The 17221-nt window shown below is 69.1% G+C and carries 1 protein-coding gene; it reads left to right on the forward strand.

What is annotated here, in order from left to right; translation table 11 throughout:
- A partial coding sequence (locus NON19_RS30740; protein WP_255932464.1) for a type I polyketide synthase occupies positions 1 to 17212 on the forward strand: 17212 nt, incomplete at its 5' end.
- Positions 17213 to 17221: the final 9 nt, after the last annotated feature.

Below are 17221 nucleotides of genomic sequence, written 5' to 3' on the forward strand. Positions count from 1 at the left end.
GGTAGCCATCCAGGCCTCGGAGGAGGAGGTTACGCCGCTGCTGGTCGAGGGCGTGAGCATCGCCGCGATCAACGGCCCCACATCTGTCGTCATCGCGGGCGATGAGTCCGCAGTTATGGAGATCGCTGCGGGCTTTGAGTCGCAGGGCCGTAAGGCCAAGCGCCTGACCGTCAGCCACGCGTTCCATTCCCCGCACATGGACGGCATGCTGGACGCCTTCCACGAGGTGGCCGCCAGCCTCACCTACCAGGCCCCCCGCATCCCGATCGTCTCCACCCTCACCGGCGCCCTGGTCGCCCCCGAGGAGATCCGCACCCCCGACTACTGGACCCGCCACGTGCGCCAGGCCGTTCGGTTCCTCGACGGCATCCGCGCCCTGGAGGCCGAGGGCGTCACGACGTACATCGAACTGGGCCCGGACGGTGTGCTGTCGGCGATGGCGCAGGACTGCGTCACGCAATCCGGTGCCGCGACCTTCACCGCCGCACTGCGACGGGACCGCTCCGAGCCCGAAACCGTGACTGCCGCGCTGGCCCGGGCGCACGTCAACGGCGTGCCCGTGGACTGGAAGCCGTACTTCACCGGCACCGGTGCCCGCCGCGTCGACCTGCCCACGTATGCCTTCCAGCGTCAGCGCTACTGGCTGGAGAGCCCCACCTCACCGGCCCAGGGCACCCCGGCCATCGCCGACTCGGTGGACGCCCGCTTCTGGGAAGCCATCGAGCGCGACGACTGGTCCTCCCTCGCGGCCGAGTTGGCCGTGGATGCGGATCAGCCGATGAGTGCCGTGGCGCCCGCGCTGTCGGCGTGGCGTCGACAGCAGCGTGAGCGGTCGGCGGTGGACGGCTGGCGGTACCGGGTGACGTGGAAGCCGCTCACCGAGCGCCCCACGCAGGCACTGACCGGAACCTGGCTGCTCGTGGTCCCTGCGAGCAAGGCCGACGACGAACTGGTCACCACCATCACCCAGACGCTGTCCACCAAGGGCGTCGACGTCCAACACATCACCATCGACGCCGCCAACACCACCCGCTTCGAACTGGCAACACACCTCACCGAAGCCGAAACCGAAACCGCAGAAGCGAACGGCGTGCTGTCACTGCTCGCCCTGGACGAGCCGAACGGCCTGACCGCTTCCGCCACTTTGGTGCAGGCACTGGATGACGCGGGTGTCTCCGGGGCCCTGTGGTGTGTGACGTCGGGTGCGGTGTCCACTCTGGCGTCCGACCGGCTGCGTGATGTCAATCAGGCGGCGGTCTGGGGCTTCGGCCGGGGTGTCGCACTGGAGTATCCGGAACGCTGGGGTGGCCTGGTCGACCTGCCCGAGGTGCTGGACGCGCGGGCTGCCGGGCGGCTGGTGGACGTACTGGCGGGCCTGGGCGGCGAGGACCAGGTGGCGGTGCGTGCCTCTGGTGTCTTCGGCCGCAGGTTGGTACGCGCCGGAGTTGGCGCGGTGTGCAGCACTGCCACATGGCAACCGCAGGGTACGGTGCTGGTCACCGGCGGCACAGGTGCGTTGGGTGCCGAGGTCGCCCGCTGGCTGGTGGCCAACGGTGCCGAGCACGTCCTGCTCACCAGCCGACGAGGCATGGACGCCCCCGGAGCGGCCGAACTCCACGCCGAGTTGACCGCCACCGGAGCCCGGGTCACGATCGCGGCCTGCGACGCGGCCGACCGCCACGCCCTCGCCGAACTCCTCACCACCATCCCGACCGAGCACCCACTGACCGCCGTACTGCACACCGCAGGCGTCCTGGACGACGGCGTCCTCGACGCGCTCACCCCCGAGCGCTTCGCCACCGTGCTGCGCGCCAAGGCAGTCTCCGCCCACAACCTGCACGAACTCACCCGCGACCACGACCTCTCCGCCTTCGTGCTCTTCTCGTCCATGAGCGGCACCGTCGGTGGCGCCGGGCAGACCAACTACGCCGCTGCCAACGCCTACTTGGACGCGCTGGCCGAACAGCGCCGCGCCGACGGGCTGCCCGCGACCTCCATCGCCTGGGGGCCTTGGGCCGACGGCGGCATGGCTGCCGACGGTGTGCTCCAGCGGCGGCTACGGCGTGAAGGCATGCCGCCGATGGCACCGGCGTTGGCCATCCGCGCCCTGACTCAGGCCATCGAGCACGGCGACGCGACAGTCACCGTCGCCGACATCGACTGGGACCTCTTCGTTCCCGCGATCACGGCGGCACGGCGCAGCAACCTGTTCGCGGAACTACGCAACACCGGATCTCTTCCGGAATCGGCGGCTGCGGCAGTCAGCCTCCGCAGCTCGGCCACCGAATCCACCTCGCTGGTCGAGCGGTTGGCCGGACTGACCGAGGCGGAACGCGACAAGGAATTGCTGGACTTGGTCCGCACGCAGGTCGCGGCGGTGCTCGGACACGACGGCGCGAACGATGTCGAGGCGGGTCGTGCGTTCCGGGAACTCGGCTTCGACTCGCTGACCGCAGTCGAACTCCGTAACCGGCTCGGTGCTGCGACAGACCTGCGGCTCCCGGCGACATTGATCTACGACTACCCGACGGCTTCGGCTCTCGCGGCCTACCTGCGTGGAGAGTTGCTGGGCGCGGACACCGCTGCGAGCGGCGCGCTGTCGGGCGCCGTTGCCACGACGGCCGATGACGATCCGATCGTGATCGTGTCGATGAGCTGCCGCTTCCCCGGCGGCGTACGGTCGCCCGAGGAACTGTGGCGACTGCTCGTCTCCGGCGAAGACGCCATTTCCGAGTTTCCGACCGACCGTGGCTGGGACGTCGAGTCGCTCTACGACTCGGACCCCGGCCAGGCCGGTAAGACATACACCCGTGAAGGCGGTTTCCTTGGCGACGCTGCCCAGTTCGACGCGTCGTTCTTCGGGATCAGCCCGCGTGAGGCGCTGGCGATGGACCCGCAGCAGCGGCTGCTGCTGGAAACCTCATGGGAGGCCTTCGAGCGCGCGGGCATCGACCCCGACACCCTGCGCGGCAGCCAGGCCGGTGTCTTCATCGGCACCAACGGCCAGGACTACCTCTCACTGCTGATGAAGGCCCCCGAGGGCCTTGAGGGCCACCTCGGCACGGGCAACGCGGCCAGCGTGGTCTCCGGGCGCATCGCTTACGTCTTCGGCCTCGAAGGCCCGGCTGTCACCGTCGACACCGCGTGCTCGTCCTCGCTGGTCGCGCTGCACTGGGCGGCACAGGCCATCCGTAACGGCGAATGCTCCCTCGCCCTGGTCGGCGGTGTGACCGTCATGACCACACCCGAGAACTTCGTTGACTTCAGCCGTCAGCGCGGCCTTGCGGCGGACGGGCGCATCAAAGCCTTCGCTGCGGGTGCGGATGGTACGGGGTGGGGTGAGGGTGTTGGCATGCTGCTGGTGGAGCGGCTGTCGGACGCTCGTCGCAATGGCCACCCGGTGCTGGCGGTGGTGCGTGGTAGTGCCATCAACCAGGATGGTGCGAGTAACGGCCTTACGGCGCCTAATGGTCCGTCGCAGCAGCGGGTGATTCGGCAGGCGTTGGCGTCTGCTGGTCTTTCGGCTGTGGATGTGGACGCGGTGGAGGCGCACGGTACGGGTACCACGTTGGGTGATCCGATCGAGGCGCAGGCGTTGCTGGCCACGTATGGGCAGGATCGGGTCGGGGAGCGGCCGCTGTGGCTTGGTTCGATCAAGTCGAACATCGGTCATACGCAGGCGGCGGCTGGTGTGGCCGGTGTGATCAAGATGGTGTTGGCGATGCGGCATGGTGTGTTGCCGCGCACCCTGCATGTGGATGAGCCGACGCCGCATGTGGACTGGTCGACGGGTGCGGTCTCGCTGCTGACGGAGTCGGTGCCGTGGCCGGAGACCGGACAACCGCGCCGAGCCGGTGTGTCCTCGTTCGGTATCAGCGGTACCAACGCACACACGATCATCGAGCAGGCCCCGGAACCGGACGACGACATCACGGCGGATGACGGTGTTGAGTTCCCCGTACTGCCGTATGTGCTCTCGGCAAAGAGCGAGGCAGGACTACGGGAGCAGGCTGAGCGCCTCCACCTGCACATCTCCGCGCAGCCTGAACTGGCGTCGGTCGACATCGCGTACTCGCTAGCCGCCGGCCGCGCCGGGCTGGATCGGCGTGCGGCTGTGGTCGCTGGTGACCGGGATGGGTTGCTGGGTGGGCTGGAGGCGCTGGCTGAGGGTCGTAGTGCCTCTGGTGTGGTTGAGGGTTCGCTGGTGGGTGGGAAGTTGGCGTTCCTGTTCACTGGTCAGGGCAGTCAGCGGCTGGGTATGGGTCGTGAGTTGTATGCGGCGTATCCGGTGTTCGCGGATGCGTTGGATGCGGTGTGCGCGGTGCTGGATGGGCATCTTGAGCGGCCGTTGTATGACGTGGTGTTCGGGTCGGATGCCGGGTTGTTGGATCAGACGGTTTACACGCAGCCTGCGTTGTTCGCGGTTGAGGTGGCGTTGTTCCGGTTGGTGGAGTCGTGGGGGCTGCGGCCTGACTTCCTGGCTGGGCACTCGATCGGTGAGCTGGCTGCGGCGCATGTGGCGGGTGTGTTGTCGCTGGATGATGCGTGTGCGTTGGTGGCGGCTCGTGGCCGTTTGATGCAGGAGCTGCCGTGCAGCGGTGGGGCGATGGTGGCGGTGCAGGCGTCCGAGGACGAGGTCGTCCCGCTGCTGGTTGGGGGCGTGAGCATTGCTGCGATCAATGGGCCGTCGTCGGTGGTGATCGCGGGTGACGAGTCCGCCGTGTTGGAGATCGCTTCCGGTTTCGAGGCGCGGGGTCGTAAGACCAAGCGTCTGACCGTCAGCCATGCGTTCCATTCGCCGCGTATGGACGGCATGTTGGAGGCGTTCCGCGAGGTGGCCGCGGGCTTGTCGTATGAGGCGCCGCGGATTCCGATCGTCTCGAACCTCACCGGTGCTGTGGTCTGCGCCGAGGAGATCTGTGCCCCGGAGTTCTGGGTGCGCCATGTGCGTGAGGCGGTCCGGTTCCTCGATGGTATGCGGGTGTTGGAGGCCGAGGGTGTGGCGACGTTCGTCGAGCTCGGCCCGGATGGTGTGTTGTCGGCCATGGCGCAGGAGTGCGTCACGGTCGAGGACGCGGTGTTCGTTCCCGTGCTGCGTCGCGACCGGTCCGAGGCGGAGTCGCTGACCGCTGCCCTGGCCCATTCCTTCGTGCGTGGCATAGCCGTTGACTGGGCCTCCTTCTTCGCCGGAACCACGGCACGCCGGGTGGATCTGCCCACGTATGCCTTCCAGCGGCAGCGCTTTTGGCCGGACGTTGCTGCTGTGACGAGCGGTGACCCGGAGTCGATCGGTTTGGGTGTTGCTGGTCATCCGTTGCTGGGTGCTGCGGTGGGGTTGGCTGGTAGTGGTGGTTTCCTGTTTACGGGTGTGTTGTCTGCTGGTTCGCGTGGGTGGGTTGCGGATCATGTGGTGTTGGGCTCGGTGTTGTTGCCGGGTACGGCGTTTGTGGAGTTGGCGGTTCATGCGGGTGCTGCGGTGGGGGTGGAGCGGCTTGAGGAGCTGACGTTGGAGGCGCCGTTGGTGCTTCCTTCCGGTGTGGGTGTGCGGTTGCAGTTGGTGGTGGAGGCTGCGGACGCGTCGGGGCGTCGGGGTTTTGCGGTGCATTCGCGGCGGCGTGATGCGGTGGCGGGTGAGCCGTGGGTGCGGCATGCCACGGGTGTGTTGGCTCCTGGTGTGGTGCCGGTTGGCGGGGATTTGGCGGTGTGGCCGCCGCAGGGTGCGGTGCCGGTTGCGGTTGATGGGTTGTATGGGGAGTTGGCGGAGGCTGGTCTGGCGTATGGGCCGGTCTTTCGTGGGCTTCGTGCGGTGTGGCGGCGGGATGGTGATCTGTTCGCCGAGGTCGCGTTGCCGCAGGAGGCGCGGGAGGAGGCGGGCGAGTACGGGCTGCACCCCGCACTGCTCGACGCCGCGCTCCACTCGCTTGGTCTGGCCCAGGACTCGGCGCAGTCGACCTCCGAAGCACTGTTGCCGTTCGCGTGGAGTGGTGTCTCGCTGTACGCGGTGGGGGCCTCGACGCTTCGGGTGCGGCTTTCCGAGCTGCGGCCGGGTGCGGTGTCGCTGCTGGTGGCTGATGGTTCCGGTCAGTTGGTGGCGTCCGTTGACTCGGTGGCGTTGCGTGCGGCTTCGGCTGAGCAGGTACGAGCCGCCGCCGGTGCCGGACATCATGAGTCACTCTTCCAGTTGGAGTGGACCCCGGTCCCGGCGCCCGCTGCTCGGGAGACGACACGCGACCAGTGGGCCGTCGTGGGCGGTCTGGAGGAGTGGGCGGACCTGGCCAAGGCCGTTGCCTCCGGGGCGTCGCCCGTTCCCGACAACGTACTGATCGACTGCGGCTCGCAGACGTCCGAGGCCTCCGCTGACGCGGTCCGGGGTGCTACGCATCGTGTGTTGGGTTTGCTCCAGGCGTGGTTGGCGGATGAGCGGTTCGCTGATTCGCGTTTGGTGTTGGTCACTCGGGGTGCTGTGGAGGCGGTTCCGGGTGAAGGGGTTCGGGATCTGGCGTTTGCGGCTGCGAGGGGGCTGTTCCGCTCGGCGCAGTCGGAGAACCCCGGCCGCCTGGTACTGCTCGACATCGACGAGAACGCGGTACCGCAGGATGCCCTGAACCTCCTGTCGCTGGACGAGCCGGAGTTGGCGGTGCGCGGTGGTGTGGTGCGTGCGCCACGTCTTGTACGTGTGCCGGTGAGCGGGGACGCGGACGCGCCGGGTGTCTTCGATGGTGAGGGCACGGTGCTGGTCACCGGTGCCACGGGCACGCTGGGTGGTCTGGTCGCCCGGCACCTGGTGGTCGAGCACGGCGTTCGGCACCTGCTGCTGACCAGTCGGCGTGGGCTGGACGCTGATGGTGCAGCAGAACTGCTGGCGGAGCTGCGCGAGTTGGGTGCCCGGGCTGAGTTGGTGGCGTGTGATGTGGCTGACCGGGAGGCGTTGGCGGGTCTGCTGGGTTCGGTGCCGGTGGAGCGTCCGTTGGTGGGCGTGGTGCATGCCGCGGGTGTGTTGGATGACGGTGTGGTTTCGTCGTTGACGCCGGAGCGGGTGGACGGGGTGTTGCGTCCGAAGGTGGATGCGGCGCTGCATCTGCATGAGTTGACGCGGGATGCTGGTCTGCGGGCGTTTGTGTTGTTCTCTGGTGCGGCTGCGGCGTTCGGTGCTGCAGGGCAGGGGAGTTACGCGGCGGCGAACGCGTTCTTGGAGGCGTTGGCGCAGCGGCGGCGTGCGGAAGGTCTGCCTGCCACCGCGTTGGCGTGGGGCCTGTGGGCGCAGGCCAGCGGCATGACCGGCAGCCTGGACGAGGTGGATCTGCGCCGCATCACACGCGGTGGTGTCGCCCCCTTGTCCTCCGACGAAGGCTTGGCGCTCTTCGATGCCGCTGGCGCGGTGGACCAGGCCGTCCTGCTACCGATGCGGCTCGACCTCGCCGCGTTGCGCGCGGAGGCCGCGGCGACCGGTGTCGTACCGGCGCTGTTGCGTGGCCTGGTGCGGACGCCGATACGCCGTGCCGTTGCCGCAGATGGCGCGGCAGATGGCAACTCGCTGGCGCAGCGACTCGTCAGCATGGACCAGGACGAGCGGGACCGCACCCTGGTGGAACTGGTCTGCGTCCGGGTCGCGGCAGTGTTGGGTTACGCCGGACCGGAGGCAGTCGAAGCAGGCCGCGCCTTCAAGGAGTTGGGTTTTGACTCGCTGACGGCGGTGGAGCTGCGCAACGATCTGAAGACGGTCACGGGGCTGCGGCTTCCGGCTACGTTGGTCTTCGATTATCCGACTCCTGCGGACCTGGCCCGGTTCCTGCGCGATGAGCTGGTGGGCGCGGACGAGCCGCAGGCCGTTGTCGCGACGCGTCGTGATGTGTCGGCGTCGGTCGAGGATGACCTCATTGCGATTGTGGGGATGAGTTGTCGGTTCCCTGGTGGTGTGCAGTCGCCTGAGGATTTGTGGCAGTTGGTGCTGTCGGGTGGGGATGGGGTTTCCGGGTTCCCGGTGGATCGTGGCTGGGATCTGGAGCGGTTGTATCACCCGGATCCGGATCATGCGGGTACGTCGTACACGCGTGAGGGTGGGTTCTTGCATGGTGCGGGCGAGTTCGATCCGGGGTTCTTCGGGATTTCGCCGCGTGAGGCGTTGGCGATGGATCCGCAGCAGCGGTTGCTGCTGGAAACCTCGTGGGAGGCGTTCGAGCGGGCGGGTATCGACCCGGTGTCGATGCGGGGTAGCCGCACGGGTGTGTTCGCGGGGGTGATGTACCACGACTACCTCGCGGGCCTGGCGGAGTTCCCCGAAGGCGTTGAGGGCTATATCGGTACCGGTAACGCGGGCAGTATCGCCTCCGGCCGCGTCGCCTACACCCTCGGCCTCGAAGGCCCGGCCGTGACCGTCGACACGGCGTGCTCGTCCTCGTTGGTCGCGCTGCACTGGGCGATCCAAGCCCTTCGCCAGGGCGAGTGTTCGATGGCGTTGGCTGGTGGTGTGGCGGTGATGGCCACGCCGGAGACGTTCATTGACTTCAGCCGTCAGCGTGGGTTGTCGGTGGACGGCCGGTGCAAGTCGTTCGCCGAGGCGGCGGATGGTACGGGGTGGGGTGAGGGTGTTGGCATGCTGCTGGTGGAGCGGCTGTCCGATGCCCGCAGGAATGGTCACCCGGTGTTGGCGGTGGTGCGGGGTAGTGCGATCAACCAGGACGGTGCGAGCAACGGGCTGACCGCGCCTAATGGCCCGTCGCAGCAGCGGGTGATCCGGCAGGCGTTGGCGTCCGCTGGCCTTTCGGCGTCCGAGGTTGACGCCGTGGAGGCGCACGGTACCGGTACCACGCTGGGTGATCCGATCGAGGCGCAGGCGCTGATCGCCACCTACGGGCAGGACCGTCCCGAGGGCCAGCCGCTCTACCTGGGTTCGATCAAGTCGAACATCGGCCATACCCAGGCGGCCGCGGGGGTGGCCGGTGTGATCAAGATGGTGATGGCGATGCGGCATGGTGTGCTGCCGCAGACCCTGCATGTGGACGAGCCGTCGCGGAAGATCGAGTGGTCCCAGGGGGCTGTGTCACTGTTGACGCAGTCCCGGCCCTGGCCGCAGGCCAACCGGCCGCGCCGGGCGGGTGTGTCCTCGTTCGGTATCAGTGGTACCAACGCGCACACGATCATCGAACAGGCCCCCGAGACGGACATTCCGGCCACGCAGGCGGTCACTCCGCCGGTGGTGCCGGTGGTTCTGTCGGCCAAGGGTGGGGAGGCGTTGCGGGAGCAGGCCCGGCGGCTTCGCGTTCATGTGCTGGCTGATGGTGGTGCTGGGCTGGTTGATGTGGGTTTCTCGTTGGCGGTCGGTCGTGCGGTCTTTGAGGACCGTGCGGTGGTCGTCGCCCACGGCCGGGAGGAGTTGCTGGCCGGGCTGGAGGCTGTGGCCCAGGGCCGTGAGACGGCTGGTGTGGTCCAGGGTTCGCCGGTCGGTGGCAAGGTGGCGTTCCTGTTCACCGGGCAGGGCAGCCAGCGCATCGGAATGGGCCGCGAACTCTACGAGGCCTACCCCGTCTTCGCTGAGGCGCTGGACGCGGTGTGTGAGCGGTTTGAGATGCCGCTGCGGGATGTGATTTTCGGGGTTGATGGTGGCCTGCTGGATCAGACCGCCTACACCCAGCCCGCGCTGTTCGCGGTTGAGGTGGCGCTTTTCCGGCTCGTTGAGTCGTGGGGGCTGCGGCCGGACTTCCTGGCCGGGCATTCCATTGGCGAGTTGGCCGCTGCGCATGTGGCGGGTGTGTTGTCGCTGGATGACGCGTGTGCGTTGGTGGCGGCGCGTGGCCGCCTGATGCAGGAACTCCCCGGCGGCGGCGCGATGGTAGCCATCCAGGCCTCGGAGGAGGAGGTTACGCCGCTGCTGGTCGAGGGCGTGAGCATCGCCGCGATCAACGGCCCCACATCTGTCGTCATCGCGGGCGATGAGTCCGCAGTTATGGAGATCGCTTCTGGTTTTGAGGCGCAGGGCCGTAAGGCCAAGCGCCTGACCGTCAGCCACGCGTTCCATTCCCCGCACATGGACGGCATGCTGGACGCCTTCCATGAGGTGGCGGCGGGATTGTCGTTTGACGACCCCCGCATCCCGATCGTCTCCACCCTCACCGGCGCCCTGGTCGCCCCCGAGGAGATCCGCACCCCCGACTACTGGACCCGCCACGTGCGCCAGGCCGTCCGGTTCCTCGACGGCATCCGCGCCCTGGAGGCCGAGGGCGTCACGACGTACATCGAACTGGGCCCGGACGGCGTGCTGTCGGCAATGGCACAGGACTGCGTCACGCAATCCGGTGCCGCGACCTTCACCGCCGCACTGCGACGGGACCGCTCCGAGCCCGAAACCGTGACTGCCGCCCTGGCTCAGGCGCACGTCAACGGCGTGTCCGTGCACTGGAAGTCGTACTTCACCGGCACCGGTGCCCGCCGCGTTGACCTACCCACGTATGCCTTCCAGCGTCAGCGCTACTGGCTGGAGAGCCCCACCTCACCGGCCCAGGCCACCCCGGCCATCGCCGACTCGGTGGACGCCCGCTTCTGGGAAGCCATCGAGCGCGAGGACCTGGCGTCTCTGGCTGCCACTCTCGACGTGGACACCGCAGAAGACAGCGCACTGGAAGCCGTGCTACCGGCGCTGTCGGCGTGGCGTCGACAGCAGCGTGAGCGGTCGGCGGTGGACGGCTGGCGGTACCGGGTGACGTGGAAGCCGCTCACCGAGCGCCCCACGCAGGCACTGACCGGAACCTGGCTGCTCGTCGTCCCCACGAGCAAGGCCGACGACGAACTGGTCACCACCATCACCCAGGCCCTGTCCACCAAGGGCGTCGACGTCCAACACATCACCATCGACGCCGCCAACACCACCCGCTCCGAACTGGCAACACACGTCACCGAAGCCGAAACCGAAACCGCAGAAGCGAACGGCGTGCTGTCACTGCTCGCCCTGGACGAGCCGACAGCCGTCGTGGCCACCGCGTTGCTGACGCAGGCGCTGGGCGACGCCGGAGTCGACGCACCGCTGTGGTGTGTGACGCGGGGCGCGGTGTGCGTGGGTCGCTCCGATCGGTTGGCCAGCGCTGATCAGGCCGCCGTCTGGGGGCTCGGCAGGGTTGCCGCGATGGAGTTGCCGGGGCGGTGGGGTGGTCTGGTGGACCTGCCCGAAACCCTGGACGAACGGACCGCGGGCCGTCTGGCCTCCGTGCTGGCGGGGATTGGCGACGAGGACCAGGTCGCGGTACGCCCGGCCGGAACCTTTGGCCGCAGGCTCGTCCGCGCCTCGCAGGACGGCGCCGAGGGCAACCCGTGGACGCCGACCGGTACGGTGCTGGTCACCGGCGGCACAGGTGCGTTGGGTGCCGAGGTCGCCCGCTGGCTGGTGGCCAACGGTGCCGAGCACGTCCTGCTCACCAGCCGACGAGGCATGGACGCCCCCGGAGCGGCCGAACTCCACGCCGAGTTGACCGCCACCGGAGCCCGGGTCACGATCGCGGCCTGCGACGCGGCCGACCGCCACGCCCTCGCCGAACTCCTCACCACCATCCCGACCGAGCACCCACTGACCGCCGTACTGCACACCGCAGGCGTCCTGGACGACGGCGTCCTCGACGCGCTCACCCCCGAGCGCTTCGCCACCGTGCTGCGCGCCAAGGCAGTCTCCGCCCACAACCTGCACGAACTCACCCGCGACCACGACCTCTCCGCCTTCGTGCTCTTCTCGTCGATCAGCGGCACGCTCGGCAGCACCGGCCAGGCCAACTACGCCGCTGCTAACGCCTACTTGGACGCGCTGGCCGAACAGCGCCGCGCCGACGGGCTGCCCGCGACCTCCATCGCCTGGGGCGCCTGGGCAGCGGGCATGGCGGCGGACGGCGAGATCGAACAGCGGATGCGGCGCGGCGGTGTGCCGCCGATGGCACCGGAGTTGGCGATCCGCGCACTGCGCCAGGCCGTCGAACTGGGCGAGCCGACGCTGACCGTCTCGGACTTCGACTGGGAGCGACTGGCCCCCGGTCTTGGCGCCGTCCGTCCGAGCCCGCTGATCGGCGAACTTCCGGAAGCCCAGCGTGCGTTGGCCAGCAAGGAAGCCACAACGCCCGCGAATGCCGGGTCGTCGGTGGCGGAACGGCTAGCTGGGCTGTCCGGTACGGAACAGGACCGCATGCTGCTGGACCTGGTGCGTACCCATGTCTCCGCGGTGCTCGGGCACAGCGGCTCCGCGTCGATCGAGGCGGACCGGGCGTTCAAGGAGTTGGGCTTCGACTCGCTCACCGCCGTGGAACTGCGCAACCGCCTTGGCGCCGCCACGGGTGTGGACCTCCCGGCGACGCTGGTCTTCGACTACCCGACCGCCTCCGCGCTCGCGGGCTTCCTGCGGTCAGAACTGGTGGGCGCGCAGACCGCCGTCGCAGGTCCGGTCTCGCAGGCAGTGGATGACGATCCGATCGCGATCGTGGCGATGAGCTGCCGTTTCCCCGGGGGTGTGCGCAGCCCAGAAGAACTGTGGCAGCTGCTGGTCTCCGGCGGCGACGCGATCGGGGACTTCCCGACCGACCGTGGCTGGGACCTCGCACGGCTCTACGACTCCGACCCGGAGAAGCAGGGCACGTTCTATGCGCGCGGCGGCGGATTCCTCTACGACGTGGCCGACTTCGACCCGGCCTTCTTCGGTATCTCGCCGCGTGAGGCGTTGGCGATGGACCCGCAGCAGCGGCTGCTGCTGGAAACCTCGTGGGAGGTCTTCGAGCGGGCCGGGATCGATCCGGTGGCGTTGCGCGGTAGTCAGGCCGGTGTCTTCGTCGGCTCGAACGGCCAGGACTACGACTCGTTCCTGCAGGCCGTACCGGATGGCATCGAGGGATATCTCGGCACCGGCAACGCGGCCAGCGTCGTCTCCGGTCGCCTCGCGTATGTCTTCGGCCTGGAAGGCCCGGCGGTCACGGTCGACACCGCTTGCTCGTCCTCGCTGGTGGCGCTGCACTGGGCGATCCAGGCGCTGCGCAACGGTGAGTGTGAGCTGGCGTTGGCCGGTGGTGTGACGGTGATGTCCTCACCGGGTGCCTTCATCGAGTTCAGCCGCCAGCGTGGTTTGGCGGAGGACGGGCGAGTCAAGGCGTTCGCCGCGGGTGCGGATGGCACGGGGTGGGGCGAAGGCGTCGGCATGCTGCTGGTGGAGCGGCTGTCGGACGCCCGGCGCAATGGTCACCCGGTGTTGGCGGTGGTGCGGGGTAGTGCGATCAACCAGGATGGTGCGAGTAACGGCCTTACGGCGCCTAATGGTCCGTCGCAGCAGCGGGTGATTCGGCAGGCGTTGGCGTCCGCAGGTCTTTCGGCTGTGGATGTGGACGCGGTGGAGGCGCACGGTACGGGTACCACGTTGGGTGACCCGATCGAGGCGCAGGCGTTGCTGGCCACGTACGGGCAGGACCGGCCTGAGGGTCGGCCGCTGTACCTGGGTTCGATCAAGTCGAACATCGGTCATACGCAGGCGGCGGCTGGTGTGGCCGGGGTCATCAAGATGGTGCTGGCGATGCGGCACGGTCTGCTGCCGCAGACGCTGCACGTGGATGAGCCGACGCCGCACGTGGACTGGGCGGCCGGTGAGATCGCGCTACTGACCGAGGCCGTGCCGTGGCCGGAGACGCAGGGACCGCGTAGGGCAGCCGTCTCCTCCTTCGGCTTCAGCGGCACCAACGCGCACACCGTCCTGGAACAGGCCCCCGCGGACGACACGGCCCAAGAGCAGCCCACGGCACCGCCCGCCGTGCAGTCCTGGACCCTGTCCGCCAAGGGCGCCGACGCACTACGCGCCCAGGCCGAGCGGCTGCGGGCACACCTGGTTGCCAACCCGGGTGTGGCCGCCACCGACATCGGGTACTCGCTGGCCACAGCACGTACCGCCCTGGAACAGCGGGCGGTCGTGGTGGGCCGGGACCGTACCGAACTCCTCAGCGGCCTGGAAGCGTTGACACGGAGCGAGTCCGCCCCAGCACTGATCCAGGGCGTGGCCAACGACGGACGCACCGCGTTCCTGTTCACGGGGCAGGGCAGTCAGCGGCTCGGTATGGGTCGGGAGTTGTATGCGGCGTATCCGGTGTTCGCGGATGCGTTGGACGCGGTGGTCGCCGAGTTGGCCGCGCGCCTTGAACGGCCGTTGTACGACGTGCTGTTCGGTGACGACAGTGCCTTGCTGAACCAGACGGCCTACACGCAGCCTGCGTTGTTCGCCATCGAAGTGGCGCTGTTCCGGCTGCTGGAGTCGTGGGGCCTGAAGCCTGACTTCTTGGCCGGGCACTCGATTGGTGAGTTGGTGGCGGCACACGTTTCTGGAGTGTTGTCGCTGGCGGACGCATGCGCGTTGGTTGCGGCTCGTGGTCGTCTGATGCAGGAGCTTCCCGGTGGCGGCGCGATGGTGGCCGTGCAGGCGACGGAGGACGAGGTGGCTGCCGTGTTGACCGATCGGGTTGACATCGCGGCGGTCAACGGTCCTACGTCGGTGGTGATCGCGGGTGATGAGCCGACGGTGTTGGAGATCGCCGCGGGTTTTGAGGAGCGGGGGCGTAAGACCAAGCGCCTGACTGTCAGCCATGCCTTCCACTCGGCTCACATGGACGGCATGCTGGCCGACTTCCGCAAGGTGGCCGAGGGCCTGTCCTACCAGGCCCCGCGCATCCCGATCGTGTCCAACCTGACTGGCACGTTGGTGACCGCCGAGGAGATGTGCCTGCCTGATTTCTGGGTCCGGCACGTGCGCGAGGCCGTGCGGTTCCTTGACGGCATCCGCGCGCTGGAGGCCGAAGGCGTGACGACGTATGTCGAGCTCGGCCCGGACGGCGTGCTGTCCGCCATGGCGCAAGAGTGCGTTACGGAAGACGGTGCCGTGTTCGTCCCCGTACTGCGCGCTGGACGCCCGGAACCCGAGGCCGTGACCACCGCCGTGGCCACCCTGCACGTCAACGGTGTGAGCCCGGACTGGCAGGCGTACTACGCCGGAACCGGCGCCCGGCGCGTCGACCTGCCCACCTACGCCTTCCAGCACCAGCGCTACTGGCTGGACGACATCCGGCCGACGGAGCACGTCACGTCGGACGACACCGAGGATGCTCGCTTCTGGGAGGCCGTCGAGAACTCCGATCTCGCCACCCTCACCAGCGAGTTGGCGATCGATTCGGATCAGCCGTTGAGCACGGTGCTCCCCGCGCTGTCCGCGTGGCGTCGGCAGCGGCGCGAACAGTCGACCGTTGACGGCTGGCGTTACCGCGTGGCGTGGAAGCGGCTGTCCGATCCCACGGTCACCCAGCTCTCCGGAGTGTGGCTGGCGGTCGTACCCGCCGAGCACACCGACGACGCGCTGGTGCGCGACACGCTGGCCGCGTTGGCCGAACGCGGCGCGGACGTACGGCAGATCACCTTGACCGCCGCCGACGTGGCCGCCGACACGCTTCCGCAACGGCTGGGTGAGGCGCTCGCCGGACAGTCGGCGAACGGCGTGCTGTCCCTGCTGGCGCTGGACGAGCGGCCGCATCCGGAGTACGCGCAGGTGCCCACCGGGCTGCTGCTCACCACCGGTTTGGTGCGGGGGTTGGGCGAGGCGGGCGTCAACGCGCCGTTGTGGTGCGTGACGACGGGCGCGGTCGCGACGGCGGCCTCGGATCGGCTGCGCAACGCCGCGCAGGCGCAGGTGTGGGGACTCGGCCGGGTGGTGGCGTTGGAGCATCCCGAGCGCTGGGGTGGTCTGGTCGACCTGCCGGAGGCCCTCGACGGACGGGACGCCGCACGGTTCGCCGCCGTACTGGGTGGACTTGGCGACGAGGACCAACTGGCGGTGCGTACCCCGGGCGTGCTCGCCCGGCGTGTCGTGCACGCCGAGCGGGCCGGGACGGACACCACCAGCGGGTGGCGGCCGCGCGGCACGGTGTTGGTGACCGGGGGCACCGGCGCGCTGGGCGCACATGTGGCCCGCTGGCTGGCCGGAAACGGCGCCGAGCACCTGGTGCTCACCAGCCGTCGCGGTACGCGGGCGCCGGGCGCCGAAGCGCTGGCGGCCGAGCTGACCGCGTTGGGCGTCGAAGTCACGATCGCCGCGTGCGATGTCACCGACCGGGACGCGCTCGCCGGGCTGCTCGACCGGGTGCCGCCCGTCACGGCCGTGGTACACGCCGCCGGTGCCGGGCAGTTCGCGCCGCTCACGCAGACCGGCCCGGCCGAGGTCGCCGAGGTGGTGGCGGCCAAGGTCGCGGGTGCGGCGCACCTCGACGCGTTGTTCCCGGACGACTCGCTGGACGCGTTCGTGCTGTTCTCGTCCATCGCCGGAGTCTGGGGCAGCGGCGGCCAGGCCGCCTACGCGGCGGGCAACGCCTACCTCGACGCGCTCGCCGAGCAGCGCCGGGCGCGTGGGCTCAAGGCGACCTCCATTGCCTGGGGTCCGTGGGCGGACGGTGGGCTGGTGGCCGACGAGGAGGCGGCGGAGCAACTGCGCCGCCGTGGCCTGCCCGTGATGGCCCCCGAGTTGTCGATCACTGCGCTGCAGCGGGCACTTGACCGCGACGAGACGACGCTGACCGTCGCCGATGTCGACTGGTCCCGGTTCGCCCCGGCGTTCACGGCCGCCCGGCCGCGTCCGCTGATCGCCGACCTGCCCGAGGTCCGCGACGCGTTGACGGCCGGCACCGACTCCGTACCGCAGCGGACCGAGTCGCTGTCCGACCGGCTGTCCGGGCTCTCCGGTGCCGAAGCGGAACGTCTGCTGCTGGACCTGGTACGGACGGAAGCCTCCGCCGTGCTCGGCCACAGCGGCACCGCGGAGGTCGAAGCGGGCCGGGCGTTCAAGGAGTTGGGATTCGACTCGCTCACCGCCGTCGAACTGCGCAACCGGCTGAACGCGGCGACCGGACTGCGACTGCCCGCCAGCCTGGTTTTCGACTACCCGACGCCCAACGCCCTCGCCGAGCACCTGCGGGCCGAGATCGTCGGCGACGAGACACCGCAGACGCTTCCCGCGCTCGCCGAGATCGACAAGCTGGAATTCGTCCTGTCCTCCGTCTCGACCGACGACCCCGCGGCACGCGCCAGCGTCACCGCGCGCCTGGAGAAGCTGCTCCGGACCTGGCACGAGGTGGAGAGCGCGGCCGCGGGCGACGGCGACGACAGCGAACTGGAATCGGCCTCCGCCGAAGACATCTTCGACATCATCAACAACGAATTCGGACGTTCCTGACGTGGCTAC

The sequence above is a fragment of the Streptantibioticus rubrisoli genome (assembly GCF_024436055.1).
Classification (GTDB): Bacteria; Actinomycetota; Actinomycetes; order Streptomycetales; family Streptomycetaceae; genus Streptantibioticus_A; species Streptantibioticus_A rubrisoli.